Origin of the sequence: Verrucosispora sp. WMMA2044 (assembly GCF_027497155.1) — a bacterium.
GTDB classification, from domain to species: Bacteria; Actinomycetota; Actinomycetes; order Mycobacteriales; family Micromonosporaceae; genus Micromonospora; species Micromonospora palythoicola.
In genome coordinates, this window is sequence record NZ_CP114913.1 from 630,184 (window position 1) to 656,788 (window position 26,605).

General features: G+C 71.9%; 22 protein-coding genes. 13 read left to right on the forward strand and 9 right to left on the reverse strand.

Annotated features, from left to right (window positions below; genetic code table 11):
• Positions 1 to 24: 24 nt before the first annotated feature.
• The gene (locus O3597_RS02925; protein ID WP_281603187.1) at positions 25 to 642 is read left to right on the forward strand and encodes a hypothetical protein; all 618 of its coding nucleotides are present in this window, start codon (positions 25 to 27) and stop codon (positions 640 to 642) included.
• Positions 643 to 670: 28 nt separating this feature from the next.
• Here the strand turns inward: O3597_RS02925 and O3597_RS02930 are convergent, their stop codons facing one another.
• On the reverse strand, positions 671 to 1,072 hold the full coding sequence (locus tag O3597_RS02930; RefSeq protein WP_164447898.1) for a rhodanese-like domain-containing protein: 402 nt from the start codon (positions 1,070 to 1,072) through the stop codon (positions 671 to 673).
• Here O3597_RS02930 and O3597_RS02935 point away from each other — a divergent pair.
• From O3597_RS02935 to O3597_RS02950, 4 genes are all read left to right on the forward strand, one after another.
• Entirely contained in the window at positions 1,007 to 1,789 is a 783-nt protein-coding gene (locus tag O3597_RS02935; protein ID WP_348650355.1) for a hypothetical protein, read from the forward strand. The two genes, O3597_RS02930 and O3597_RS02935, sit on opposite strands and share 66 nt — an antisense overlap.
• A 166-nt stretch (positions 1,790 to 1,955) precedes the next feature.
• Positions 1,956 to 3,302, forward strand: coding sequence for a dipeptidase (locus O3597_RS02940; protein WP_281604456.1), 1,347 nt, complete (start codon positions 1,956 to 1,958; stop codon positions 3,300 to 3,302).
• A gap of 70 nt (positions 3,303 to 3,372) precedes the next feature.
• The gene (locus O3597_RS02945; RefSeq protein WP_093410448.1) at positions 3,373 to 3,579 is read left to right on the forward strand and encodes a hypothetical protein; all 207 of its coding nucleotides are present in this window, start codon (positions 3,373 to 3,375) and stop codon (positions 3,577 to 3,579) included.
• Positions 3,580 to 3,693: 114 nt separating this feature from the next.
• Positions 3,694 to 5,280, forward strand: a complete 1,587-nt coding sequence (locus tag O3597_RS02950) for an ATP-dependent DNA ligase (RefSeq protein ID WP_281603188.1) — start codon at positions 3,694 to 3,696, stop codon at positions 5,278 to 5,280.
• 4 nt (positions 5,281 to 5,284) lie between these two features.
• Here O3597_RS02950 and O3597_RS02955 read toward each other — a convergent pair whose 3' ends face one another.
• The gene (locus tag O3597_RS02955) at positions 5,285 to 6,103 is read right to left on the reverse strand and encodes an SURF1 family protein (RefSeq protein WP_164447464.1); all 819 of its coding nucleotides are present in this window, start codon (positions 6,101 to 6,103) and stop codon (positions 5,285 to 5,287) included.
• 284 nt (positions 6,104 to 6,387) lie between these two features.
• Here O3597_RS02955 and O3597_RS02960 point away from each other — a divergent pair, with 284 nt between their 5' ends.
• A complete protein-coding gene (locus O3597_RS02960) occupies positions 6,388 to 7,869 on the forward strand; it encodes a cobyrinate a,c-diamide synthase (protein ID WP_281603189.1) in 1,482 nt (493 codons plus the stop codon).
• Positions 7,870 to 7,872: 3 nt separating this feature from the next.
• Here O3597_RS02960 and O3597_RS02965 read toward each other — a convergent pair whose 3' ends face one another.
• Positions 7,873 to 10,005, reverse strand: a complete 2,133-nt coding sequence (locus O3597_RS02965; protein ID WP_164447462.1) for a transglycosylase domain-containing protein — start codon at positions 10,003 to 10,005, stop codon at positions 7,873 to 7,875.
• A 31-nt stretch (positions 10,006 to 10,036) separates the two neighbouring features.
• On the opposite strand from O3597_RS02965, the gene cobC reads away from it, so the two are divergent.
• The 3 genes from cobC (at position 10,037) to cobA (ending at position 13,681) form a co-directional block, all read left to right on the forward strand.
• Positions 10,037 to 11,209 (forward strand): Rv2231c family pyridoxal phosphate-dependent protein CobC, encoded by a 1,173-nt coding sequence (gene cobC / locus O3597_RS02970; RefSeq protein WP_281603190.1) that lies wholly within the window; start codon positions 10,037 to 10,039, stop codon positions 11,207 to 11,209.
• On the forward strand, positions 11,209 to 12,315 hold the full coding sequence (gene cobT, locus O3597_RS02975; protein ID WP_281604457.1) for a nicotinate-nucleotide--dimethylbenzimidazole phosphoribosyltransferase: 1,107 nt from the start codon (positions 11,209 to 11,211) through the stop codon (positions 12,313 to 12,315). Before cobC ends, cobT begins: the two co-directional genes overlap by 1 nt.
• Before the next feature lie 109 nt (positions 12,316 to 12,424).
• A complete protein-coding gene (cobA, locus tag O3597_RS02980) occupies positions 12,425 to 13,681 on the forward strand; it encodes a uroporphyrinogen-III C-methyltransferase (protein WP_281603191.1) in 1,257 nt (418 codons plus the stop codon).
• A 352-nt stretch (positions 13,682 to 14,033) separates the two neighbouring features.
• On the opposite strand, the gene O3597_RS02985 is transcribed toward cobA, so the two are convergent.
• From O3597_RS02985 to O3597_RS02995, 3 genes are all read right to left on the reverse strand, one after another.
• Entirely contained in the window at positions 14,034 to 14,636 is a 603-nt protein-coding gene (locus O3597_RS02985) for a hypothetical protein (protein WP_281603192.1), read from the reverse strand.
• A 778-nt stretch (positions 14,637 to 15,414) separates the two neighbouring features.
• Positions 15,415 to 17,976 carry a trehalose-phosphatase gene (gene otsB, locus O3597_RS02990; RefSeq protein WP_164447897.1) on the reverse strand — a complete coding sequence of 854 codons (2,562 nt, stop codon included), beginning with the start codon at positions 17,974 to 17,976 and terminating at the stop codon, positions 15,415 to 15,417.
• Positions 17,977 to 18,017: 41 nt separating this feature from the next.
• Positions 18,018 to 19,418 carry a trehalose-6-phosphate synthase gene (locus tag O3597_RS02995; RefSeq protein WP_119579773.1) on the reverse strand — a complete coding sequence of 467 codons (1,401 nt, stop codon included), beginning with the start codon at positions 19,416 to 19,418 and terminating at the stop codon, positions 18,018 to 18,020.
• 343 nt (positions 19,419 to 19,761) lie between these two features.
• Between O3597_RS02995 and ettA the strand changes: the two genes are divergently transcribed.
• From ettA to O3597_RS03015, 4 genes are all read left to right on the forward strand, one after another.
• Complete coding sequence (gene ettA / locus O3597_RS03000) at positions 19,762 to 21,438, forward strand: energy-dependent translational throttle protein EttA (protein WP_164447461.1); 1,677 nt, start codon at positions 19,762 to 19,764, stop codon at positions 21,436 to 21,438.
• Positions 21,439 to 21,452: 14 nt separating this feature from the next.
• Positions 21,453 to 21,896, forward strand: a complete 444-nt coding sequence (locus O3597_RS03005; protein WP_164447460.1) for a thioesterase family protein — start codon at positions 21,453 to 21,455, stop codon at positions 21,894 to 21,896.
• Positions 21,893 to 22,573 (forward strand): hypothetical protein, encoded by a 681-nt coding sequence (locus tag O3597_RS03010; protein ID WP_281603193.1) that lies wholly within the window; start codon positions 21,893 to 21,895, stop codon positions 22,571 to 22,573. Before O3597_RS03005 ends, O3597_RS03010 begins: the two co-directional genes overlap by 4 nt.
• Positions 22,574 to 22,703: 130 nt before the next feature.
• The gene (locus O3597_RS03015; RefSeq protein WP_164447459.1) at positions 22,704 to 23,288 is read left to right on the forward strand and encodes a YbjN domain-containing protein; all 585 of its coding nucleotides are present in this window, start codon (positions 22,704 to 22,706) and stop codon (positions 23,286 to 23,288) included.
• Between the two features lie 42 nt (positions 23,289 to 23,330).
• On the opposite strand, the gene O3597_RS03020 is transcribed toward O3597_RS03015, so the two are convergent.
• From O3597_RS03020 to O3597_RS03030, 3 genes are all read right to left on the reverse strand, one after another.
• Complete coding sequence (locus tag O3597_RS03020; protein ID WP_281603194.1) at positions 23,331 to 23,759, reverse strand: globin; 429 nt, start codon at positions 23,757 to 23,759, stop codon at positions 23,331 to 23,333.
• Positions 23,760 to 23,822: 63 nt separating this feature from the next.
• Positions 23,823 to 25,193 (reverse strand): MFS transporter, encoded by a 1,371-nt coding sequence (locus O3597_RS03025; RefSeq protein ID WP_281603195.1) that lies wholly within the window; start codon positions 25,191 to 25,193, stop codon positions 23,823 to 23,825.
• A gap of 223 nt (positions 25,194 to 25,416) precedes the next feature.
• Complete coding sequence (locus tag O3597_RS03030) at positions 25,417 to 26,469, reverse strand: mechanosensitive ion channel family protein (protein ID WP_281603196.1); 1,053 nt, start codon at positions 26,467 to 26,469, stop codon at positions 25,417 to 25,419.
• Positions 26,470 to 26,605 lie beyond the last annotated feature (136 nt).

The following is a 26,605-nucleotide window of genomic DNA, read 5'->3' on the forward strand; positions in this document are numbered from 1 at the left end:
GCGTAGTCATGGCAGGATCTCGCCGTGACGTTGCTCGTTCGTCGGCGCCGGCCCGCTGCGCTGCCGTCGGTGTTGCTTGCCGCTCTGCTGGCCGGTTGCGCCAGCTCGCCATCCGAACCGGTTGCCCCGCCAGCGCCGCAGACCGGGTACCACCTGGTCGAGGAGTTGTGCGCGCAACTGGACCCGCAGCCGTTGGTGGCTTTGAACGGCGGCACCCCGAAGACACGTGAGTGGCCGCCCCGGCCGGACCGGCGCATGAGCAAGTGCACGCTCGGGGCGAGCCGACGGGACCCGGTCTCCATGCACGTCCTCACCGTCTCCGTGTCGCTCGCCGAATCCCCGGAGCGAGCCCGGGAAGGACTGCCCCGGCAACCGAAGCCGCAGGCTCGTGGCACCTGGCACGAGGTGCCGCAACTCGGTGACGGCGCCTGGGTATGGATCCTGCCGGTCGACCAGGGGTTGGAGATTCTCGATCTTCGCGAACCGGTGGCGGCACGTCATGCGACGCTGCACGTGGCACGCGGCGAGGTGTCCGTGATGCTCGATCTAATGTCCACGGCAACCGAGGTGCCCGACGAGGCCGAGGCGGAAGCGTTGCTGGTCACCTACGCGGAGGAGGCGCTGTCGTTGATGGCGGCCTGAGCGCATCCTCGTGCGGGCCGCATCCGGCTCAGTAACGGACGTCGGCGGGTTGGTCGGAGAAGGGCAGGCCGGCCGACCGCCACGCCTCCACTCCGCCGATCATGTCGGTCGCCCGGTGCAGGCCCAGGGCGCGCAGGCTCGCGGCGGCGAGGCTGGAGCTGTACCCCTGCCGGCACATCACCACGATCTCAAGGTCGTACCCGGTGGCCTCGGGGATCCGCCAGTCGCTGGCCGGGTCGAGTCGCCACTCCAGCACCGTCCGGTCGATCACGATGACGCCGGGCAGGTCGCCCTGTTCCCGACGCTGCGCGTCGGTGCGCGTGTCGATCAGGAGTGCACCACGGCTCGCGGCCTGCACCGTCTCCTGCGGGGTCAACCGGGTCATGCCCGCGCGGGCCTGTTCCAGCAACGCCTCGACGCCGGGACTCATCACGGAATGGGACACGCCACGAGCATGCCGCCCGGCGCCCGGGCGTGCGATCCGAAGTGGCCCGGGACAACCCGATCGGTAACGTCGGTGTCCGTGGTGGTGGTCTTCGAGGCGTACGCCGGACTGGCCCGACGGGTGCTGGCGGGGCCGGCCCGGCTGGGGCGTACCCGGTTGGTGGCCGTCGACGGGCCCAGCGGCGCCGGCAAGACGGTCTTCGCGGCCCGTCTGGCCGATGCCCTCGCCGGTGCGACGCCCGAAGCGACCCGGCCACCGGTGGTGCACACCGACGACCTGCTCGACGGGTGGGACGACCAGCTCACCTTCTGGGAGCGGCTGGAGGAGCAGGTGCTGACGCCGGTACGCGCCGGGCGGCCTGGCGCCTACCGGCGGTACAGCTGGGTACGCCGGCGTTTCCTGCCCACGCCGGTGCCGGTGCCGGTCGCGCCGGTGCTGATCGTGGAGGGGGTCAGCGCGGCCCGGACGGCCGCCGTGGCGAGCCTGACCCTGGCGGTCTTCGTCACCGCCCCACAGCCGCTGCGGCTGGACCGGGCGGTGGCCCGCGACGGCCCGGCGATCCTGCCGGAGCTGCGTCGTTGGCACGTCACCGAACGCGCCCACTTCGCCGCCGACGGCACCGAGGCCCGCGCCGACCTGGTCGTCGAGGGCGCACCGGTCCTGCCGCACGCCGCCGAGCGCTACTACTGCCGACGCGGCTGACCACACCGACCGGACCGCCTGCTGACTCCGGTCGCGCCACGGTGCTCGGTCGCGCCGCGGTGCGCCGGCCTGTCGCTCCGGGTTTGCGATGGTGCTCCGAACCAGCCACGCCCGCAGCGCCGTCGGGTAAGGCCGGAATACGATGCCGGTCATGACCACACCGATCATGACCGAGTCCGACCTGCGGGAGGCCGTCGCGCGGGAGTTGCCCGGCGTACGGGCCGATCTGGAGCGCCTCGTCCGCATTCCCGGCATCGCCTTCGACGGCTTCGACCACGCGCACGTGGAGCGCTCCGCCGAGGCGGTGGCCGAGTTGCTGCGCGGCTGCGGCCTCGACGTGGAGGTGGCGCGGGCCGGTGGTCAGCCCGCCGTCATCGGCCGTCGGGCGGCGCCGCCCGGTGCCCCGACGGTGATGCTCTACGCCCACCACGACGTGCAGCCGATCGGCGACCCCACGTTGTGGGAGACCGACCCGTTCGAGCCGGTGGAGCGCGACGGCCGGCTGTACGGGCGGGGTGCCGCCGACGACAAGGCCGGCATCATGGCGCACGTCGCGGCGCTGCGCGCGTTCGGCGACCGGCTGCCGGTCGGCGTGGTCGTGTTCGTCGAGGGGGAGGAGGAGTACGGCTCCGACTCCCTGGAGCGGCTGCTCGCCGAGCACCGGGACAAGCTCACCGCCGACGTCATCGTGATCGCCGACTCGACCAACTGGGATGTCGGCGTACCAGCGCTGACCACGTCGTTGCGCGGCATCGTCAACTGCTTCGTGGAGGTGCGCACCCTGGACCACGCCGTGCACAGCGGCATGTTCGGCGGTGCCGTCCCGGACGCGCTCACCACCCTGGTCCGGCTGCTCGCCACGCTGCACGACGACGCCGGCAACGTGGCGGTGGCCGACCTGGTCGGCCGGGAGGCGGCCCGCGTCGACTACCCCGAGGACCGGTTCCGCGCCGAGGCCGGGCTGGCCGACGGCGTGCGGCTGTTCGGCACCGGCCGGATCACCGACCGGCTGTGGACCAAGCCGGCGCTCGCCGTGCTCGGCATCGACGCCCCGGCCACCGGCGAGGCGCCGAACGCGCTGGTTCCGGCGGCCAAGGCCAAGCTCAGCGTACGGCTGGCGCCGGGCGACGAACCGAAGCGCGCGTACGCGGCGCTCCGCGCCCACTTGGAGCGGCACGCACCGTGGGGCGCACAGGTCGAGGTGACCTTCGAGCACGACGGTGCCCCCTGCGTCATCGACGCCAGCGGCCCGATGTTCGACGCGGCCCGATCGGCCTTCCGGACCGCCTGGGACGGCACCGACGCGGTGGAGATCGGGGTCGGTGGCTCCATTCCGTTCATCGCCACCTTCCAGGAGATGTTCCCGCAGGCGGCGATCCTGGTGACGGGGGTGGAGGACCCGCACGCCCGTGCCCACGGACCGAACGAGAGTCTGCACCTCGGCGAGTTCGCCCGGGTCTGCCTCGCCGAGGCGTTGTTGCTGGCCGGAGTGGCTGAGGTGGGTCGCGGGTGAACCCGTAACTTCGCACCGCCGGTAGCCGTTTCCGGTGTGTCGGACGCGGGGCTGTTGTAGCCTCTCGAACATGCGTACGAACGAGGTTCTGGCCCGCCTGGAGGCCGCCGTCATCGCTCTGGGGGACGTCGACGTCTCCGCGTGGCCCGAGGACACGCTGAAGGAACAGCTCGGCGAACTGTCCGCCGCGCTGGTCGCCCTGGATGCGTCGCTGTCGCGCATCGCCGACGGTGTCCGCGCCCGGGGGCTGCGGATCGAGGAACCGGTGCCGGCCTGACGTCGGCGACCGCCGGGTGGTGGGGTGGCCGTCGGGACCACGGAGAAAGGTCGCGCCGGTCGGGTCCGTCCGCAGGTGGCGCCGGTTGTCGGTGGTGGCTGGCAGGATGAGGTCGTGCGGTTCCTGGACCTGGCTGCCACCTCCGCGGCCGTCGGCGCCACCAGCGGTCGGCGGGCCAAGGTGGAGCTGCTCGCCGATGCCCTGCGGCGGCTCGACCCGCCCGAGGTGGCGGCGGGCTCCGGTTGGCTCGCCGGCGAGCTGCGCCAGCGGCAGACCGGGGTCGGCTGGGCCAGCCTGCGCGACCTGCCACCGCCGGCGACCGAACCGACGCTCAGCGTGTCGGCGGTGGACGCCGCGATCGACGAGATCGCGGCCGTGCACGGCGCGGGCTCGCAGGCTCGCCGTCGGGCCCTGGTGCACGCCCTCTACGCGGCTGCCACCGCCGACGAGCAACGCCTGCTGACCGGCCTGTTCCTCGGCGAGCTGCGGCACGGTGCCCAGGCCGGGCTGCTCGCCGACGCGATCGCCCGGGCCGCCGAGGTGCCCGTCGCCGTCGTACGCCGGGCGCTGCTGCTCGCCGGCGACCTGCGGGCGGTGGCGGTGGCCGCTCTCGGCGGCGGGGCGAGCGCGCTTGCCGAGTTCGGTCTCCGGGTGGGCCGGCCCCTGGCGCCGATGCTGGCGCAGAGCGCGTCCACCGTCGACGAGGCGCTCGCCGCCACCGGGGTGCCCGCCGTGGTCGACGTGAAGCTCGACGGCATCCGCATCCAGGTGCACCGCAGTGGTTCCGACATCGCCGTCTTCTCCCGCAGCCTCGACGAGATCACCACCCGGGTGCCCGAGGTGGTCGCCGCCGTGCGTGCCCTGCCCGCCCGGGAGATCGTCCTCGACGGGGAGGCCATCGGGCTGGACGCCGCCGGCCGGCCGCTGCCGTTCCAGCAGACGTCCAGTGCCGCTGCGCGCCGGGCCGGGTCCGCCGGTCCCGCCGCCGGGGCACCGGTCGCACCGGCGGTGCGCGCCGCCGCCGAACGGACCGGTGCGACCGTGCTCACGCCGTACTTCTTCGACCTGCTGCACCTCGACGGGGTGGATCTGATCGACCTGCCGGGCCGGGAGCGGTGGGCGGCGCTGCGCGGCACGGCCGACGCGTCGCTGCTGGTCGGGCGGATGGAGGTGGACGACCCGGAGCAGGCCGGCGAAGCCTTCGCCGCCGCACTGGACGCAGGCCAGGAGGGCGTGGTGGTCAAGGCGCCCGGCGCGCCCTACGACGCCGGCCGGCGCGGCGCCGCCTGGGTCAAGGTGAAGCCCCGGCACACCCTCGACCTGGTCGTGCTCGCCGTGGAGTGGGGCAGTGGCCGACGCACCGGGTGGTTGTCGAACCTGCACCTGGGCGCCCGTGACCCGGGCACCGGCGGGTTCGTGATGCTCGGCAAGACCTTCAAGGGGCTCACCGACGAGCTGCTGCGCTGGCAGACCGAACGCTTCCTCGGGCTCGCCGTGGACCGTGGCGACTGGGTCGTCCGGGTCCGACCCGAGCAGGTCGTGGAGATCGCGTTCGACGGCGTGCAGAGCAGTTCGCGCTATCCCGGCGGGGTGGCCCTGCGGTTCGCCCGGGTGGTCCGCTACCGGGACGACAAGACCGCTGCCGAGGCCGACACCATCGACGCCGTCCGGGCGATCCACGCGGGCCGCCCACCCGGCTGAGTGGTCAGGTGACGGCGGGGGTGCCGGAGTCGGCGGCCCGGTCGCGGGGGCGTTCATCGACCACGCCGGCGAGCCGGCGGGCCTCGCGGCGAGCGATCCAGCCGTAGCCGACCAGGGTCATCGCCGCGAAGATCCACCACTGGACGACGTAGCCGAGGTTCTGCCAGTTGTTGGTGTGGCCGATCGACACCGCCCGGAACGTCGGGTCGGCGGCCGGAGTCTGCTCGTCGAGAAGGACGTACGCGCCGTGCACCGGGTAGGGCAGCTCGCCGGCGAGCTGAGGCACGGACACCCGACGACTCTCCAGGCGGCCCTCGCGGCGGGACACCTTGGCGTCGCCGCTCTCGCTCGCGTGCACCCGACCCTCGACGGTCACCTCACCCGCCGGCGTCGGTGGCACGTCCGGCTGTGCCACCGCCCCGCCGGGGGCGGGCGGGATCCAGCCTCGATCCACCAGGACGGCGGTGCCGTCGGCGAGCAGCAGCGGGGTGACCACCTCGAAGCCGACCCGGCCCTCAGCCGTGCGGCCCCGCACCAGGACGATGTTGTCGGTGTCGTACCGGCCGGTCACGGTGACCCGGGTGAAGGTTCGCTCCTCCGCCGGTGGGGCACCGACGGCGCCCGGGCCGCCAGTCGGCGCGGGCAGCGCCTCGCGCAGCGGCACGGGATCCATCCGCAGGCCGGCGTCGATGCGTTCGTTGATCGCGGTCCGGCCGTGGTAGCGGTCCAGCTGCCAGTTGCCGAGCAGCACCATCACCACGGCGGCGGCCAGGGCCAGCACGAGCAGGCCCAGCCAGCGCGGGGTCAGCAGGAACCGGTACACGCCACGAGGTTACCCGTGTGACCGCCGCCACTGTGCCGAGCCGTCGCGACGTCCGCGCGCCGTTGTCGGCACCGAGCCGCCGCAGGCAGCGGCCCCGACCGGAACCCGGCGCCGGGGACCTCGTCGTGGCGGAGCGTACCCGCGTCGGGGCGGTCCGCCACCGACCGGCTGACCTGGCCCGGACGGGATGGCGGAGGGTGCGTGTACGGCGTCCGGTTCAGCTATCGTCACGCGGGCGGAGCGCGCCGACGGTCGGCACGCCGACCGCTCGCGAGGAGTCGATGATGACCGTCGTGCCGCGTCTGGTGCTCAGTGCCCCCTCCTCGGGACACGGCAAGAACGCGCTGGCGATCGGTCTGCTCGCCGCGCTCGCCGACCGGGGCCTCGACGTGGCCGGCTTCAAGATCGGGCCCGATCAGGTGGATGCGGCGTACCTCGGGCTGGCCAGCGGCCGACCCGGGCGCACCCTGGACCCGCGGCTGGTCGGTGCCGAACGCCTCGCCCCGCTGCTGCTGCACGGTGCGCAGGGCACGGACCTCGCCGTGGTGCAGGGCAGCATGGGTCTGTACGACAGCCTGACCGGCCGGAGCGAGACCGAGTCGACCGCCGCCGTCGCCACCATGCTGCGCAGCCCGGTGGTGCTGGTGGTGGACGTCGCCGCGATGGGCCAGTCGGTGGCCGCCCTGGTGCACGGCTTCCGGGCGTACGACGAACAGTTGTGGATCGGTGGCGTGATCCTCAACCGGGTCGCCTCCGCCCGGCACGAGGCGCTGCTGCGTGAGGCGCTCGACGACATCGGCGTGCCGGTCTACGGGGCGCTGCGCCGTCAGGATCTGCCCTCGGTGCTGCCGTCGCGCCGGCACGGCGTGGTGCCGGTGCTCGAAGGCGCCGGTGAGGCCACCCGGGCGGTACGGCGGTTGGGTGAGGCGGTGACCGCCACGGTCGACCTGGAGCGGCTGCTCGGGCTGGCTCGCTCGGCACCGGCGCTGGGCGTGCCGCAATGGTCGCCGCCGGACACTACCGAGGCCGCCCCGGCCCGGCCCGGCGGCGCCGCTCCTCCGGTCGTGGCGCTGCTCGGCGGACCGGGCGGCAGCTTCAGTCACGCCGAGACGGCCGAGCTGTTGCGGGCCGCGGGTGCGCAGGTGATGACGCTCGACCCGTTCGCCGACGAGGCGCTGCCGGCCGGCACCCGTGCCCTGGTCGTCGGCGGAGCGCTGCCCGAGTCGTACGCGGAGCAGCTCTCCGCCAACCGGCGGCTCTGCATCGCGGTCGCCGAACTGGCTCGCACCGGCCGTCCGGTGGTCGCCGAGGGCGCCGGCCTGCTCTGGCTGGCCCGCGAACTCGACGGGCTGCCGATGTGCGGGGTGATCGACGCGATCGGCAGTCTGCGCGACGGGCTGGTGGTCGGCTACCGGGAGGCGACCGCTCAGGGGGACAGTGTGGTTGCCGCCCGTGGTGAGGTGGTGATCGGGCACAAGGAGCACCGGGCGGTCCTCACCCCCCGGGGCGGGCAACGCCCGGCGTGGAGCTGGCCGGGTGGCGCGCCGGAGGGGTTCATCTGGCGGGGGGTGCACGCCTCCCAACTCGTTCCGCACTGGGCGGCGTACCCACAGATCGCGACGCGGTTGGTGGCCGCCGCTGCGGCCGAGCCGGCCACGGTCCCGGTCGGGCCCGGCGGCGGTGCCCCGGCCGGGCCGGCGGGTGTCGCTCCGGGCGACCCGGCCGATGCGGTGGCGTCCGGGCCGGCCGCCGGGCCGTCGGCCTGAGCATCAGCCGACGATCCGGTCCGACGGTGGGACGAAGTCCCGGACGGGCTTGCCCTTCAGGGCGTCGCGAAGCGTGTTCGACACCGCGGCGATCGGGATCTGCGACTGGCCGTCGCCCACCGCGTTGAAGGGATTGTCGGGGTCGGAGATGAAACTGGCCGCCGCCAGTTCCGGCGTGTAGCCGACGAACCAGGCGGATCGGGTGCTGTCCGTCGTACCGGTCTTACCGGCCACCGGGCGGCCCACCGTGCCGCGCACGCTGTCGGCCGTGGACCAGCCGCCGCAACTGCCCTTGGCCGGAGTGTCGCCGGTGGGGCAACGGGCGGCGTCGGTGGCCGCGCGCGCCGCGTCGGCGCTGACCACCTGGCGGCAGCGTGGCTTGGCGACCTCCCGTTCGATACCGCCGGGTGTGGTGTAGGTGGTCGGGGTGCCATCCCGGTTGTAGATGGCGTTCACCGGCAGCGCCTCGCAGTAACGCCCGTCGGCGGCGACCGCCGCGTAGGCGTTGGCCATCTCCAGCGGAGTGGCGTCGGAGACGCCCAGGGTGAAGGCGCCCCACTTGTTGGCCTTCGCCGGGGAGGCGTGCTCCCGGTCCACGTCGGTACGCCAGCGCAGCCCCAGTTGCTCGGCGAGCCGGACGGCCCGTTCCGCCCCGACCTGCTCCTCCAGCCAGACGAAGTAGGTGTTCACCGACTTGCCGAAGCCGGACCACATGGTCTGCGTGCCGCTCATCGCGCCGCTGGCGTTCGAGGGCTGCCAGCCGTCGTAGACCTCGGAGCGGTAACTGTGCGGCGCGTTGAAGGTGGTGTTCAGTGGCATGCCGGCGTCGAGGGCGGCCAGCATGGGGAACATCTTGAACGTCGATCCGGCCTGGTAACCGGGCAGGTCACCACCGCCCATCAGGGGCGCCACGGTGTTCGGGTAGTTGGCCTTGACCTCCGGCCCGGCCTCCGGGTTGGAGCTGAGCGGATTCTCGTCCAGGTTGAGGGAGTAGGTGCGGTTCACCGCCATCGCCTTGACCCGCCCGGTGCCGGGTTCGGAGACCACGATGCCGTTGGCGAACGGACTGCCGGTGTTCGACTGGGTACCGACGTTCTTCTCCGCCGCCGTCTGGATCTTCGGGTCCATGCTCAGCACGATCCGATAGCCGCCCCGGCGTAGCTTGTCCAACCGCTGGAGCGGGTTCTCACCGAACGCCGGCTGGGCGCTCCACCAGTTCTTCAGGTAGTCGCAGAGGAACCCCCAGCTGTTCCACTTCTCGGGCACGGCCGCGCAGTCGTTGGGCGGATAGGTCAGTCGGAGCCGGATCGGCTCGCCCTTCGCCGCCTGGGCGGAATCCGGTGAGACGTAGCCGAGACGTGCCATGTTGTCCAGCACGTAGTTGCGTCGGGCGGTGGCCTCCTTCTGGTCCGAGCTGGCCGGGTCGTACTGGGAGGGTGACTTCACCAACCCGGCGAGGGTGGCCGCCTCGACGGCGGTCAGTTCCTTGGGGGTCTTCGAGAAGAAGATCTCGCTGGCGGCGTAGATGCCGTACGCGCGGTGCCCGAAGTACGCGGAGTTGAGGTACCGCTCCAGGATGTCCTCCTTGCTCAACTCCTTCTCCAGGTCGACCGCCATGCGCATCTCCTTGATCTTGCGCGTCGGGGTCTGCGCGGTGGCCTCCTGCACCTCCCTGGGGTTGGTGGCGCTGTCGCGCAGCGCCATCCGGACGTACTGCATGGTGAGCGTGGAGGCCCCCTGGGAGACGCCGCTGGAGCGGGCGTTGGCCACGAAGGCCCGGGCGACGCCCTTCGGGTCGACGCCGTGGTGCTGGTAGAAGCGGTTGTCCTCGGCGGCCACGATGGCCTGCTGCATGCTGGGCGAGATGTCCGACAGCTTGGTGTACTGCCGGTACTCCTCGAAGAACATGGTCAGCACGGTCTTGCCGTCGGGCGCGTACAGGTAGGAGGTCTCGGCGGGCAGGGCGGTGGTCAGCAGCCGGGTCTTGCTCTCCACGGCGTGCGCGGTGGCCTTGGCGCCGACGCCGGTCACCGCGACGACCGGGTACGCGGCGGCGGCGACGACGATGCCGGCGATCAGCCCGGCGCGGAGCAGTGGGACGAGACGACCAGCGGCAGCAAGGGGTCGGAAGCTCACACCGCCAAGTTATGACATTTCCGATTCATACATGAGAAATACTCATGAAGTGATGCGTGGTGATGCGGCCCACCCGCCGGGTTGCTGTCCCCCGCGCCGCCTTCCCGGCAGGATCGCGGTCATGCATGGGCAGCTGAGCGCGACACCCACGACGGCGGTCGAACCGGATCTGACCCACCACGGTGACGCCGAGGTCGCCACGGGCCTGGTCGACCTCGCCGTCAACGTGCGACGCGCCCCGCTGCCACCCTGGCTGGCCGGGCCGATCACCGCGTCGATGGCCGACCTCGCCGCGTACCCGGACCCACGCCCGGCCCGCGCCGCCGTCGCCGCCCGGCACCGTCGCCCACCGGAGGAGGTGCTGCTCACCGCCGGTGCCGCCGAAGGCTTCGTGCTGCTCGCCCAGGCGCTGCGCGGGCTACGCCGGCCGGTGGTGGTGCACCCGCAGTTCACCGAGCCGGAGGCCGCGTTGCGGGCAGCCGGACATCCGGTGCAGCGGGTGCTGCTCGACGCGGCGGACGGTTTCCGGCTCCACCCGGATCGGATACCCGCCGACGCCGACCTGGTGATGATCGGCAACCCGACGAATCCCACCTCCGTGCTGCATCCCGCCGCCGACCTCGCCGCGCTCGCCCGCCCCGGTCGGGTCCTCGTGGTCGACGAGGCGTTCGCGGACACCGCCGCCAGGCCCGGCGTGCCCGGCGAACCCGAATCGCTCGCCGCCCGCCGGGACCTGCCGGGACTGCTTGTCGTACGCAGCCTCACCAAGACGTGGGGGCTGGCCGGGCTGCGGATCGGTTACCTGCTCGGCGAGGCCGCGCTGCTGCGCCGACTGGCCGCCGTACAGCCGCTCTGGGCGGTCTCCACCCCGGCGCTGGCCGCCGCCGAGGCCTGTGCGGGCCCCGAGGCGGCCCAGGCCGAACGGGCCATCGCCGGGCAGCTCGCGGCCGACCGCGAACATTTGGTCGCCCGGCTGTCGGCCCTGCCCGGGGTACGCGTGGCCGGCCGTCCGGCCAGCGCCTTCGTGCTGGTGCGGATCTCCGGCGCTGACCGGATCCGGGAGCTGCTGCGGGCGCGTGGCTGGGCGGTGCGCCGGGGCGACACGTTTCCCGGACTCGGTCCGGACTGGCTGCGGATCGCAGTTCGGGATCGGGCGACCACCGATGCTTTCACCACGGTGCTGGCCGAGATCATGGAGGCATGATGCTGGAGAACACCATCGCGGCCGTCGGCCCGCTCGACGAGGCGGCGATGACCGCGGCGCGGCAGCTGCAGGCGCGCCTGACCAAGCCCGCCGGTTCGCTCGGCGCCTTGGAGGAGCTGTCCGTACGCCTCGCCGGCCTGGCCGGCAGCTGCCCGCCACCGGTGCCCGACCGGGCGGCGGTGGCGATCTTCGCCGGTGATCATGGCGTGCACGCCCAGCGGGTCAGTCCCTGGCCGCAGGAGGTCACCGGGCAGATGGTGGGTAACTTCCTGGCCGGTGGAGCGGTGGTCAACGCCTTCGCCCGGCAGGCGGGCGCCTCGGTGACCGTGATCGACGTCGGGGTGGCGGCCCCGCTGCCGGTGGCCGACGTCGACCGCCCGGACGGTGCCGGTGCCCTGCACGGCGCACCGGAACCGGTGGTGCCCCGGCTGGTGAACGCACCGGTCCGGCGCGGTACCCGGGACATGACCGTCACCGCCGCGATGACCCGGCAGGAGGCACGGGCGGCGGTCGAGGTCGGCATCGGCGTCGCCGGGGATTTGGTCGACGCCGGTGCCGGAATCCTGCTGACCGGTGACATGGGGATCGCCAACACCACCCCGGCCGCCGCCCTGATCGCCGCCTTCACCGGAGCCGACGCCGCCGAGGTCACCGGCCGGGGGACCGGCGTCGACGACCCGACCTACCAGCACAAGATCGAGGTGGTCCGGGCCGCGCTGCGCCGGCACGACCCCGACCCGGCGGATCCGCTCGGTGTGCTGGCCGCAGTCGGTGGGCTGGAACACGCCGCCCTGGCCGGGTTCGTGCTCGGTGCCGCCGCGCGCCGCGTACCGGTGCTGCTGGACGGGGTGATCGCGGTCTCCGCCGCGCTTGCCGCGGCGGCCTTCGCGCCGGACTCCGTGGCGGCCATGGTCGCCGGTCACCGTTCCGCCGAGCCCGGCGCGACCGTCGCGCTGCGCCAGCTCGGCCTCACCCCCCTGATCGACCTCGGACTGCGGCTCGGCGAGGGTACCGGTGCGTTGCTGGCTCTCCCCGTGGTCACCGGCGCGGTCCGGGTGCTGCACGAGGTGGCCACCTTCGACTCCGCCGGGGTGGCCGAGAAGTGAGCGAGCGAACCCTTCGAACTCGCCGCGAGATGCCGGGCACGTCCGGTGCGCGGAACGAGGCGGATCCAGCGACCGGCGCCCCGCGCCGCTCCGTCGGGCGGGCAGCAGCGTGAGCACCAACGCGTACCCCCTGGGGCTCCGGCTGGCCGGACTTCGCGTGGTGGTGGTGGGCGGGGGAGCGGTGGCCACGCGGCGGGTCCCGGCGCTGCTCGACGCGGGCGCGGACGTACTGCTGGTGACGCCGGAGATCACCCCGGCGCTGCGCGCGCACGTCGACGCCGGCCGGCTGCGCTGGGCGTCACGCCGGTTCGCCCCGGACGACCTCGACGGCGCCTGGCTGGTGCAGGTCGCCATCGACGATCCGATCGCCGCCGCGGAGGTCAGCGCCGCCGCCGCCCAACAGCGGATCTTCTGCGTACGCGCCGACGACCGGCACGCGGCGACGGCCTGGACCCCGGCCGTGACCCGGTACGGCCCGGTCACCGTCGCGGTGCACGGCGGCGGCGACCCCCATCGCGCGGTGAGCGTCCGCGACGCCATCCGTACCCTCCTGCAACACGAGAGGAAGCCGCTGGACCCGGCCGAGCCGGAGACCCCTGCGAACCGTCCCGCTGACGGGGGTGGCCGCACCGGCCGGGTCGCCCTGGTGGGCGCCGGACCCGGTGACCCGGAACTGATCACCCTCCGTGGGTGGCGGCTGCTCAACGAGGCCGACGTGGTGGTCGCCGACCGGCTGGTGCCCGGACTGCTCCTGGACGAGCTGCGCTCGGGCGTCGAACTGGTGGACGCCTCCAAGATCCCCTACGGCCCGTCCCGGACGCAGGAGGAGATCAACCGGATTCTGGTGGACCGGGCATCGGCGGGTGCCTTCGTGGTCCGGCTCAAGGGCGGTGACCCGTACGTCTTCGGCCGGGGTGGCGAGGAGCTGCTGGCCTGCGCGGCGGCCGGAGTACCGGTCACCGTGGTGCCCGGAGTGACCAGCTCGATCGCCGCACCGGCCGCGGCGGGCATTCCGGTCACCCACCGATCGGTGGCACACGAGTTCACCGTCGTGTCCGGGCACGTCGCGCCGGAATCGCCGGACTCACTGGTCCGCTGGGAGGCGCTGGCCGGTCTACGCGGCACGCTGGTGATCCTGATGGGCCTGAAGAACCTACCGTTGATCGCCAGCACGCTGCTGGCGCACGGACGGGCAACCGGTACGCCGGCCGCGGTGATCCAGGAGGCCACCACCGGCGGTCAGCGGATCGTCCGCTCGACGCTCGGCGAAGTGGCCGAGGCGGTGACCGCTGCGGGGTTGCGTCCGCCGGCGGTGGTCGTGGTCGGTGACGTGGTATCGGCGCTGGGGTCGGCTGGGCTGGACTGAGCGTTTGCTCTGGGTTTCCGACTTGTTGGGTGGTTGCGGTGGGGCTGACCGTGTCCGGCTCGTGGGTGGTTGCGGTGGGGCTGGGGGCGACCGTGCCCGGCTTCGGGCGGTCAGGCTTGATCCCTGCGCCGGGCACGGTAGCCCCCAGCCTGACCTGGTCGGCCCTCGTCCGGGCGGAGGCCAGCCCGGGGTGGGTCTGCTGCGGTGGGTCTGTGGTCTGTGGTCGGTTGCTTCGGTGTGCGGATACGCCGCTGGCCGGCACCCGGGTTCGGGTGCCGGCCAGCGGCTTTCTGCTCCCCCTGTGGAGGAATGTCTTCGGTTGTCGCCTGGTCGCTGAGGGGGTCAGCTGGTGTCAGCTGGTCCAGTGCTGGGCGACGAGGTCGGCGGCCTGCTGTTCCCACTGGGCGTAGTGGTCGGGGTACGCCGACACCTGCACCGTCTGCGCGGCCTGCGTGAGGGGCATGTCCTGCCAGCCGTCGACCTGCTTCAACCCCTTGAGGAAGGCCAGGGTCGAGTACTCGGGGTCGGTGATCTGCTCCACCGTGCCCCAACCGGAGGACGGGCGCTGCTGGAACAGGCCCTGCGAGTCGTGGTCGTTGCGGTCACCCAGGTGGCCCAGGTTCTCCAGCTTCGACTCCTGCAGCGCGGTCGCGATCGACACCACGGCGGCACGCTCGTCCATGCCGGCCTTCTTCGTCGCGGCGATGATCGCCTTGACGTTGTCGATCTGCTCGTCGTTCAGCTCGACGTGCGACTGGTTGGACGGGGCGCCGTGCGGCAGCAGCTTGCCCATGTCCGGCTTGTCGGCCCGCACCACGTCGGCCTGCACGGCCGCGACCGGGTTGGTCGTGACCGGGGTGGTGTCGGCGTGAGCGGCCACCGGACCGGCGAACAGACCACCGGTGAACGCCAGACCCGCGATACCCAGCACGCTCTTCCGCAGCATCGTGTTCATCACAGAAGCTCCATTCGGGGGTCGACGCACACCCACACCGAGGGGGATCGGTCAGGCGTACGCAAGCACCAGAAAGGCACCCAAAGAAAGGGGGGAAAGTCCTTCCGGCACGCGGGGCGTATCGCCGCTTCGCATCGCCGGGACCATGTCCAACGACCACCGGCCCGCCATCATTCCCGGGGGCCCACACCCACCCTCGCGGGCGGTGTCCTCCACGGTCGTTCGGGCATGTCCAACGACCACCGGCCCGCCATCATTCCCGGGGGCTCACACCCACCCTGGCGGGCGGTGTCTTCCTCGGCCGTTCACCCGTACACAACGCCCCCGGGCCCGCACCCATTCCACCCCGAGTTCCACCCCGAGCCATGCCCGGAACCCGACACCACCCCCAAACCCCGACAACCGCCCCCGACAACCCGCAATCTTGGTCCGACAACGCCCACCAAAGGGCACAACCGCACCAAGATCCACACCAAACGCTGACCCCTCCCGCACGACAAGGAAGGGTGTGACCCGCACCCGCCGCACCCGCCGCACCCGGCCCCGGGGCCAAGCCTGACCGCCCAAAGCCGGGCACAATAGCCAAACTTCCCCCCGGCAGCGCCCCACACCCCACAGCACCCACAGTGTTGACCATGAGGTTAGCGGCAGTTTTGGAGATCAATAACGCCGCCAACCTCATGATCAACGGGGAAAACCGGAGGTGAGGGGTGGGTAAGGGGGTGGGTGGAGGCGGCCGGAGAATGGGGTCTCCGGCCGCTTTGGTGTGGGTGATTTGTTACTGCTTGAGCATGTTGTCCAGGAGCAGCGCGCAGCGGACCACTCCGAGGTGGCTGTACGCCTGCGGGTGGTTGCCCAGGCCGCGCTCGGCCAGCGGGTCGTACTGCTCGGGCAGCAGGCCGGTCGGACCCGCCGTGTCGATCATCTGTAGGAACAGTTCCTCGGCGTCGGTCCGCCGGCCGGTGCGCAGGTACGCCTCGATCAGCCAGGCTGTGCAGATGTGGAAGCCGCCCTCGCGGCCGGGCAGCCCGTCGTCCCAGTGGTAGCGGTAGACGACCGGCCCACTGCGCAGATCCGCCTCGATCTTCAGCACGGTGGAGAGGAAGCGGGGATCGTCGCCGGCGAGCAGTCCGGAGATCCCGATCCACAGCGACGAGGCGTCCATGTCCTCGTCGCCGTACGCGACGCTGTACGCCTCGGCGTGCTCGTGCCAGCCGTACTCCAGCACGTTGGCGCCGATCCGGTCGCGCAGTTCCACCCACTCCGGGCGGTCCTCGCCGCCGTGCTGACGCATCACGTGCAGCGCCCGGTCGACGGTCATCCAGCACATGACCTTCGAGAAGACGTGGTGCCGTGGTGGTAGGCGGGCCTCCCAGATGCCGTGATCCGGCTCGTGCCAGCGACGGCGGACCGCCTCGACCATGTTCTCCAGCACCCGCCACTCCTCGGCGCGTACCGAGCCGCGCACGTCGGCGGTGGCGGCGATCAGGTCGGCGATCGGGCCGAAGACGTCGAGCTGGAGCTGGTGGTTGGCGAGGTTGCCGACGCGTACGGGGCGGGATCCGGCGTAGCCGGGCAGAGTGTCGATGACCGCCTCGGCACCCAGCTCGAAGCCGTCGACCGTGTAGAGCGGGTGCAGCCGTTCGGGGTGCCCACCGGTGCGCTCCACACAGCCGTCCACCCAGCGCAGGAATGCCTCGGCCTCGCTGATCGAGCCCAGGTCGACCAGGGCCCGGGCGGTCATCGCCGCGTCCCGCAGCCAGCAGTAGCGGTAGTCCCAGTTGCGTACTCCGCCCAGCTCCTCCGGCAGCGAGGTGGTCGCCGCCGCCAGGATCGAGCCGGTGGCCTCGTGGCAGAGGGCGCGCAGGGTCAGCGCGCTGCGGGCGACCAGGTCCCGGGCGGTGGTCGGCAGCCGCAGCGAGGCCACCCAGTCCTTCCAGGGGCGCTCGGCGGCGGCCTGCCGCTCGTGGATCGGTAGCCGGTGGTGTTCCAGGCTGTGCGTACCGAAACGCAGCTCCAGCACCACCTGGCCGCCGAGCGCGGCGAGGTCGACCACCGCCTTGGCGGTCTCGTACCCGCCGTCGTTGCCGACCTCCCACTGCACGCCGGGGGAGTAGAGCGCGACCGGCTCGTTGGAGCCGAGCACCAGCAGGCCGTCGCCGAGCGGCTGAAGCTGCACGGCCACCTGAGCGAACTCCGGCCTGGGGGCGAACTCGACCCGGACCCGCCCGGTGCCGGTCAGTACCCGGATCAGGGTCGAGTCGCCGGAGATGATCGCCGGGCCGTCCGGCGTCGCCTTGGGGTCCGGCTTGTCCAGCCAGTCGGTGACGGTGAGCCCGGACCAGCGGGTCTCCACGGTCATCGTGCCCGATCGGTAGCGCTGGCCCAGCGGAATGCCGCCCCGCTCCGGCGCGACGCTGAAGTGCCCGGCCGGACTGCCACCGACCAGATCCGCGAAGATCGCCGCCGAGTCGGGCTTGGGGTTGCACAGCCAGCTCACCTTGGCGTCCGGCGTGAGCAGCGCGACCGTCCGACCGTTGGCCAGCATCGAGTGTCGCTCGATCGGCACCGCCCGTTCACCGAACAACCAGTGCCGTCGGGTCTCCAGCAACAACCCCAGCGCCCGGGCGGCCTCGATCGGCTCGGCCACCCGGTAACCGGCCTTCGTCTCACCCGGGCCGATCTTGATGCCGACGTCCGGGCCGTGCAGGTTGCCGAAGGCGTTCTCGTCGGTCACGTCGTCGCCGATGAAGAGCACGGCGCTGGCCGAGAGCTGGGTGCGCAGCTGGTCGACGGCGGTGCCCTTGTGGGTGGCCACGACGGAGAGCTCGATGACCTCCTTGCCCTGGGTGACGGTGACGTCCGGCCAGGTCGCGGGGCCGTTGCGGACCGCGTCGATGGTGGCGGCGGCGACCTGGGGATCGACCCCACGGGTGTGTACGGCGACACTTGCCGGCTTGCGTTCCAGCCGGACACCGGGGTGAGCCGCCGCGATGTCCCGCAGGGCGTCGCGCAGCCGGGTGCGGACGGCGATCAGTTCGGGGGAGAGCCGCTCGACGAAGCCGATGTCGAATTCGGAGCCGTGGCTGCCGACCAGGTGGACCTCGCTCGGCAGCCGGGAGAGGGCGGCCAGGTCGCGCAGCGCGCGGCCGGAGACGACCGCCACGGTGGTCTGCGGCAGCGCCGCCAGGGCCCGCACGGCCGCCACCGACTCCGGCAGCGGTACGGCCTTGCTGGGGTCTTCCACGATCGGCGCGAGCGTGCCGTCGTAGTCGCAGGCGACCAGGAGCTGGGGTACCCGGGCGATGCGCCCGATGGCGGAGCGCAGTTCCGGGTCCATCGGGCCAGCGACGGGCGTGCTGTTCTCGTTGGACGCCGCGTTCACGCTGCCTCCATGTCGGGCACACCGAGTTCGGTGAGGAAGGACTTCGCCCAGTGCCCCACATCGTGGGTGCGCAGATGGCGTTGCATTGTCCGCATACGGCGACGAGCCTCCGGCTTCTCCACATGCACGGCCCGTAGCAGAGCGTCCTTGACCGCGTCGGGGTCGTGCGGGTTGCACAGGAACGCCTGACGCAGCTCGGTGGCGGCGCCGGCGAACTCACTGAGTACGAGTGCGCCCCCGTGGTCCGCCCTTGATGCGACGTACTCCTTGGCCACCAGGTTCATTCCGTCTCGCAGCGGAGTGACCATCATCACGTCGGCGGCGGCGTACATCGCAGCCAGTTCGGTCCGACTGTACGACTGATGCAGATAATGCACCGCCGGCACGCCAACCCGGCCGAATTCGCCATTAATCCGACCAACCTCGCGCTCAACCTTGACGCGAAGTGCCTGGTAGTGCTCCACCCGCTCGCGGCTCGGTGTGGCGACCTGCACCATAACCGCGTCGGGGACTGTCAACTTTCCGTCAGCAAGCAACTCGCGGAACGCCTTGAGGCGCAGTTCGATGCCCTTGGTGTAGTCGAGCCGGTCGACGCCGAGGATGATCGTCCGGGGATTGCCCAGCTCCTCGCGGATCTCCTTGGCCCGCGCCTGGATCGCCGGGTCGGCGGCCAACCGCTCCATCTCCTTTGTGTCGATGGAGATGGGGAACGCGCCGGCCTTGACCTGGCGGCCGTCCACCTGGATCATCTGGCCCTCGTACCGCAGCCCGAGCAGGTGCCGGGCGAGCCGGACGAAGTTCTGCGCGGCGAGCCGCTGCTGGAACCCGACCAGGTCGGCGCCGAGCAGGCCGCGCAGGATCTCGGTGCGGAACGGCATCTGCATGAACAGCTCGATCGGCGGGAACGGGATGTGCAGGAAGAAGCCGATCCGCAGGTCGGGGCGCAGCTCCCGGAGCATCGCCGGCACCAGTTGGAGCTGGTAGTCCTGGACCCAGACCGTGGCCCCCTCGGCGGCGACCTCCGCCGCGGCCTCCGCGAACCGGGCGTTGACCAGGCGGTACGCCTCACGCCAGCGGCGCTTGTAGGCGGGTGTCTCGACGGCGTCGTGGTAGAGCGGCCAGATCGTGGCGTTGGACTGCCCCTCGTAGTAGCGCTCCAACTCCTCGGCGCTCAGTGGCACCGGATGCAGCCGGATGCCCTCCAGGTCGAACGGCTCGGGGGCCGCGCCGGTGCCGCCTGCCCAGCCGACCCAGGTGCCCTGGTGCTCGGCGAGAACGGGATGCAACGCGGTGACCAGCCCGCCGGGGCTGCGTCGCCACTGCCGCCCCTCGGGTGTGCTCACCTCGTCGACCGGCAGTCGGTTCGCCACTACGACAAAGGAGCTACGGACGGTCACGATCGGCCACCTCCGGGTGCTGACGGGTCCACCGCGATGAGCGTACTGAGCGTAGCTGCGGTGTCTGTTCCCCTGTGCCGGACTCACCTACCCGTGCCGAACTCGGCGAACCCTGGACGTGATCATGTTTACAGGTGCGCTCTCCCCGGCCGTCGGTCGGGGCGCTGGCCGGACCCGGTGGACACCGTCTGGCGGGGCGATGTGGGCGCGGTCCGGCGTACCTGTCAGGATTGACGACGGCGTGCGCGCGGCCGGCTGCCGGCCGACGACGGCGGACGGCGGCCCTGGCCCGCGCCCGTGGCACGCGAAATCGGCGATCGACAGCGACGGAGGAGCCCGCACCGTGGCCCAGTTCATCTACGTCCTGGACAAGGCGCGCAAGGCGCACGGCGACAAGGTCGTGCTCGACAACGTGACGCTGAACTTCCTGCCGGGCGCCAAGATCGGGGTGGTCGGTCCGAACGGCGCCGGTAAGTCCAGCCTCCTCAAGATCATGGCGGGCTGGGACCAGCCGAGCAACGGCGAGGCCCGGCTGATGCCCGGCTTCACCGTGGGAATGCTCGCCCAGGAGCCGCCGCTCAACGACGCCAAGACCGTGCTCGGCAACGTCGAGGAGGCGGTGGCGGAGACGAAGGTCAAGCTGGAGCGGTTCAACAAGATCGCCGAGCAGATGGCCACCGACTACTCCGACGAGCTGATGGAGGAGATGGGCCGGCTCCAGGAGGAGCTGGACCACGCCGACGCGTGGGACATCGACTCCAAGCTCGAACTGGCCATGGACGCCTTGCGGTGCCCGCCGCCGGACGCCGACGTCACCCAGCTCTCCGGCGGTGAGCGCCGCCGGGTCGCGCTGTGCAAGCTGCTGCTGGAGGCGCCCGACCTGCTGCTGCTCGACGAGCCCACCAACCACCTGGACGCCGAGAGCGTGCAGTGGCTGGAGCAGCACCTGGCCAAGTACGCCGGCACGGTCGTCGCCATCACCCACGACCGCTACTTCCTGGACAACGTGGCCAACTGGATCCTGGAGCTGGACCGCGGCCGGGCCTACCCCTACGAGGGCAACTACTCCACCTACCTGGAGAAGAAGGCGGCCCGGCTGGCGGTCGAGGGGCGCCGCGACGCCAAGATGAAGAAGCGCCTGGCCGACGAGCTGGACTGGGTGCGCTCGAACGCCAAGGCGCGGCAGACCAAGTCCAAGGCCCGTCTCGACCGGTACGACGAGATGGCCGCCGAGGCGGAGAAGACCCGCAAGCTGGACTTCGAGGAGATCCAGATCCCGCCGGGCCCGCGCCTGGGCAACACGGTCATCGAGGCGAACGGCCTGACCAAGGGCTTCGGCGACCGGCTGCTGATCGACAACCTCTCCTTCTCGCTGCCCCGCAACGGCATCGTCGGCATCATCGGCCCGAACGGCGTCGGCAAGACCACCCTGTTCAAGACCATCGTCGGGCTGGAGGAGCCGACCGGCGGCCGGGTCCGGGTCGGCGAGACCGTGTCGCTGTCCTACGTCGACCAGAACCGGCAGGGCCTCGACGGTGACAAGACCGTCTGGGAGGTCGTCTCCGACGGGCTGGACCACCTCATGGTGGGCAAGGTCGAGATGCCCTCGCGGGCCTACATCGCCGCGTTCGGGTTCAAGGGCCCCGACCAGCAGAAGCCGACGAAGGTGCTCTCCGGCGGCGAGCGCAACCGGCTCAACCTGGCGTTGACGCTGAAGATCGGCGGCAACGTCATCCTGCTCGACGAGCCCACCAACGACCTGGACGTGGAGACCCTGTCCAGCCTGGAGAACGCGCTGCTGGAGTTCCCCGGCTGCGCCGTGGTGATCTCCCACGACCGGATGTTCCTGGACCGGGTCGCCACGCACATCCTGGCCTGGGAGGGCGACGACGAGGACCCGGCGAAGTGGTTCTGGTTCGAGGGCAACTTCGAGGCGTACGAGAAGAACAAGATCGACCGGCTCGGCGCCGAGGCGGCCCGTCCGCATCGGGTGACGTACCGCAAGCTGACCCGGGACTGACCGGGCGGTCTGTCGTGGCTGACCGGTTCGTCTACCACTGCACCCTGCGCTGGTCCGACCTGGACGCGTACGGCCACGTCAACAACGCCCGCTTCCTCACCCTCTACGAGGAGGCCCGGGTGGCGTTGATGTTCGTCGGTGCCCGGGCGTACGGGGTGGACTCGTTCGCCGAGGGCGTGGTGATCCGCCGGCACGAGGTCGACTACCTGCGGCCGGTGGACTACGCCCTCGACCGGGCCACCGTCGAGACCGCGCCCACCGTCCGGATCGAGCTGTGGGTGGAGGAGTTGCGGGCCGCCTCCTTCACCGTCGGTTACGAGATGTACGACGGCGAGCTGCTCATCAGCCGGGCCCGTTCGGTGCTGGTGCCGTTCGACCTGGCCGGGCAGGTACCCCGGCGACTGAGTGAGCCGGAGCGGACGTTCCTGCTCGGCTACGCGCCGCAGGCGGCGCCATGAGCGCCGGACACGGCATCGTCGACAGCGCCGACGCGGGGGCGTTCCTGGCCCGGCTGGTCCGGTTGGAGCGCGCCGCCCTGGTTCGGCTGAGGCCGGCCGCTGCCGGTGCGCGTACCGCCCTCTGGGCGCGGCTGCCGTGGGAGGTGCTGGCCGTGCGCACGGTGGCTGGGGCGTGCCCTGGCGACGTGACCGTCGCCGCCGGGCAGTTGCTCGCCGAACTCGCGGCCGGCGGCGCGAACCTGCCGGCCCGCCACGACGCGCAGTGGCGGTGGGCCCTGCCGCCGGCCGTCAGTCGTCGGGTCGAGACGCTGCCGGGCGGGGAACTGCGCCGGCTGGCCGAGGCGGCGGCGGGCACCCTGCGCGCGGCGGCCGAGCACGGCGTCGGTGGTCGGGCGGTGGGGCAGCGGGTGTTACGCGACGCCCTGCTGGACCACGTGGCGGTGGTGGTGACCCCCGACGACGAGCCTGACCGTCCGGTGGAGGTGACCCAGCGGATGGTGCAGGGTCTGGTTCGCATGGGTTTCCTCGCCGCCTCGGAGGACTCGTCAGACGCTGACGGCGTGCAGGTACGGGCGGCTGGCCGATGGGTCGGCCTGGTGGGACCGTACGGAGCCATCTGGTCGCAGAAGGCCACGGATCTTGTCGTACGGCCATCCGTGACTCATCCGAACGGCTGACCGCTACCCATCCTTCCGGTTTGGTGCTGGCGTTGGGGGGGTGCTTCGTTCCGGCTGTCCGGGTACCGTCCATCCTCGGATCCACCCACTGTAGGCGACCGGATCCGCTGGGGAGTGAGGTGCGCGAGCGATGCCGTGGTGGTCATGGCGTCCAGGTCCCGCCAGTGGCGGTGACCCGGAAACTCGAAGCAGGATCATGGTGGAAGGTACCGTCCGGGTCGGCCCGCCGGCGCCCCGCCAACCGGGCGACGACTGCCCGGCTGCGGAGCGTCCGTTGATCGCCGACATGCCAGCCACCGTCGAACAGGTCACCCTGCGCCGGATCTGCGACGCGCTCGACCTGCTCGACGTGCGTTACCTGGCCGACGGCGACGGCAACCTGCTGGCCATGTGGGAGCGGCACGCGGTGCTGGTCACCCTGGAAGGGCCGGAGGACGAGATCCTCGTGCTGCGGGCCCGGCCACACGCGACGGTGCCGCCGGACTGGGCGGACCGGGCCTACCGGGTGGTCAACGAGTGGAACCACACCAGACGCTTCTGCAAGGCGTACGTGGGTGACCCCACCGAACGTGGGCAGTTGCCGATCTACGCCGAGTTGCAGGTGCCGCTCGCGGCCGGTGCCCACGACGCGCTGCTGGTCGAGCTGCTCGACTGCGGTGCCGCCGTGGCCACCAGCTTCGTCGACTGGCTGCACGACGAGGGTGCCCTGCTCTGACCGGGGTTACGCCATCTACCCCGTCGGGTGGCGGGGTGCCGGTCAGCCGTGTGCGGCCGGGTCCGACATGTCGTTGACCATGAAGTACGCCGCCCGCTCCAGGTAGTTCCACAGTTCCGCGGCGAGCGCCGGAGGCAGGTCGAGGCGGTCGACCGCCCGGCGCATGTGACCCAGCCAGGCGTCGCGTTCGGCCGCGCCGATCCGGAACGGGGCGTGGCGCATCCGCAGCCGGGGATGCCCCCGCTGCGCCGAGTAGGTGTTCGGGCCACCCCAGTACTGCATGAGGAACAGCCGCATCCGGTCGGCCGCCGGGCCCAGATCCTCCTCCGGATACATCGGGCGCAGCAGCGGATCGGCGGCGATGCCGGCGTAGAACTCCTGGACCAGCCTGCGGAAGGTGGGCTCACCGCCGACGGCGTCGAAGAAGGTGACCGCCTCGCCGTGGCCTTCGGACTCACCTGCGGGATTCACCGTTCCATCCTGCCAGGCCCGCCCCGGCGCCCGCCCGTCCGGCACCGGGTGAACGAGGGTGGCTCAGGTCACCGCGTGCCGGGGCCGGCCCGGGCCCAGGTGCCCGGGACCGGGGTCGTCGGAGGAACCCTCCTGCGACGCTCGGGCGGTCCCGTCGGTCGCGGAGGAGGCGGCCCGGGCGGCCTCGACGGAGGCGGCCACGGTCTGCTGGTCGGGCCAGCGCAGGACGACGAGCGACATCAACATCACTCCGGCGACGCTCCAGACGCCCACCACGAGCGGAATCGGAAACCGCTCGGCGAGCAACCCGGTGGCCAGTACGGCCGTACCCTGGATGACCTGCACGCCGGTCGCCATGACACCGAACGCCCGGGCCCGGAAGCCGTCCGGGAGTGCCTGGACGAAGAGCCCGTTCGCCGTCGGGAGCAGCCCGGCCACCGCGAATCCGCAGACGGCGGCGAGCAGCGCCACCACCACCGGCGGCGGGTCCAGCAGTGCGGGCACCAGCGCCAGTGGGGCGATCACGGCCAATGGCCGGAGCAGGAGCAGCCGGCGGGCAGGTGCGACGGTACGGCCGATGATCAGCCCGCCGAGGATGAAGCCGGTCGGGGTGGCGGCCATGATCACCGCTTGGGCCAGCCCCGGGTCCATGCTCTCGCCGGCGTGTTCGTTGGCCCAGGCGGCGGCCAGTCCCTCGGGCACGATGGAGAAGAGCATGGCGCTGAAGACCAGGACGGCGATCGCCCGCAGCACCGGTGTCTTGAAGACCATCTGGAAGCCGGCGGCGGTCTCCCGGATCAGGTGACTGCGATGGGCGCTGGTCATCGCCGGTGGCCGGTCGCGCACCCCGAGTCGGACGAGCACCGCCGACAGTGCGAACGCACCCGCGTTCATCAGCAGTGCGGCGGTGGGGTTGACCGTCGCGATGGCGGCGCCGAGCAGGTAGCCGACCACCTGGGCGGCCTGTCCCACGCTGGCGTTGACGGACAGCCCGACGACGAGCCGGTCCCCGGGCAGGATCAACGGCAGCAGTGCCGACCGCGCGGCCTGGCTCGGTGGATTCGCCAGCGTGGTGGCGAACAGTAGCGCCAGGATCACCGGCACCGGCATCCCCGGGACGGCGACGAGCAGCATCAGCGCCATCCGGACGAGGTCGCAGACCACCATCACCTGACGGAACCGGTGCCGCTCGGCGATCGTGGCCAACAACGGGCCGCCGACCAGCCAGGGCAGGTAGCTGACCGCGAAGGCGGCCGCCGACAGCGCCACGGACTCGGTTTCCCGATAGACCAGGAGGGTGACGGCCGCCCGGGCTACGTAGTCACCGACCCAGGTCAGCGTGTTGGCCGCGAAGACGGCCCGATACTCACGCTGGGCGAAAACCTCCCGGAAGGTGGCCGGCCCTTCCGGAGAAGGTCGCTCGTCGGACACCATCGCCTCCATCGTCCCGGTGTCTGGCCACTCGTGATGGCGGCCCGGGACCATCGTCAGGTCTGCAGATCAGCGAGGACGTGACACCGCTCGGTAAGCGTGTGCACCGGATTCTGCCCGATCGTCTGACAACTGGCTAGGGCGAACGGTTGGTTGGTCGCATCTCCGACTGAACGAACGGACGATACCCGAGGGGGTCGCTCGGACGCGACCCCCGCCGGTCGGCTCAGGTGGCGCCGCCCTGACCGGTCTCGGAGTCCGTTCGAGTAGGTAGCCCGGGGTAGAGCCGGCCTGCCGCGATCCTCGCGGTGATACCGGAGTTCTCCAGCGCCTCGGCGAGTCGGCGACGCAGCTCGCGGCCCACCGCGAACTGACCGTCGGCGGTGGTCTTCACCACCGTACGGATCACCGTGCCCTCCACCGTGACCTGCTCGACGCCCAGCACCTCCGGCGGCTCGACGATCGACGGGGCCAGTTCCGGGTCCACCGCGATCGAGGCGGCGGCGGTACGCAGCACGGCCGTCGCCTCCTCGGTGCCGGCGAAACCGATCGGCAGGTCGACCACCACCAACGCCCACCCCTGGCTCTTGTTACCTACCCGGACGATCTCGCCGTTGCGGATGTACCAGAGCACCCCTCGGGCGTCCCGGACGGTGGTGACCCGTAGTCCGACCGCCTCGACCACGCCGGACGCCTCGCCGAGATCGACGTTGTCACCCACCCCGTACTGATCCTCGATCAGCATGAACAACCCGGCGATCAGGTCCTTGACCAGGCTCTGCGCGCCGAAGCCGAGCGCGACGCCGGCAATGCCCGCGCTGGCGAGCAACGGCGCCAGGTCGAAGCTGAACTCCTTGAGCACCATCAGTAGGGCGATGCCGAAGATGAACGCGGTGCTCAGGCTCCGCAGCACCGAGCCGATCGCCTCGGCGCGCTGCCGGCGACGCTCCGGGACGAACTCACCCGGCTCGGTGGCGGCGGTCGGGATGCGCTCGCGCAGCGGTCGGAGCATGGTCGGCACCCCGGCGTCGCTGGTGGTGCGTACCAGCCGGCGGATCGTGCGGTGCACCAGCCACCGGGCGGCCAACGCCAGCAGCAGGATCGTGATGATCCGTAGTGGCTTGACCAGGATCCAGAAGCTGCCCTCGGCGAACCACACCGAGTCGGTCCAGTTCCAGACGATCTTGCACAGGGCCTCGTCCAGGCATTCCGGACTGGGCGTCTCGACCGGCTCCGGGCGGGACGGGGCGGGGGTGGGGCTGAGGCTGCTGACGGTCACCCTGTTTTCGTACCCCAACCGGTCGGCGGGTCCGCCGTCGACCCACCGGCCGGCGCCGCCCGGCCGGTCGAGCGCGGCCGGGGGAAGGCACGGGGCTACCCAGGATTAGTACGTGCATTCCCGGTTCCGATCAGGG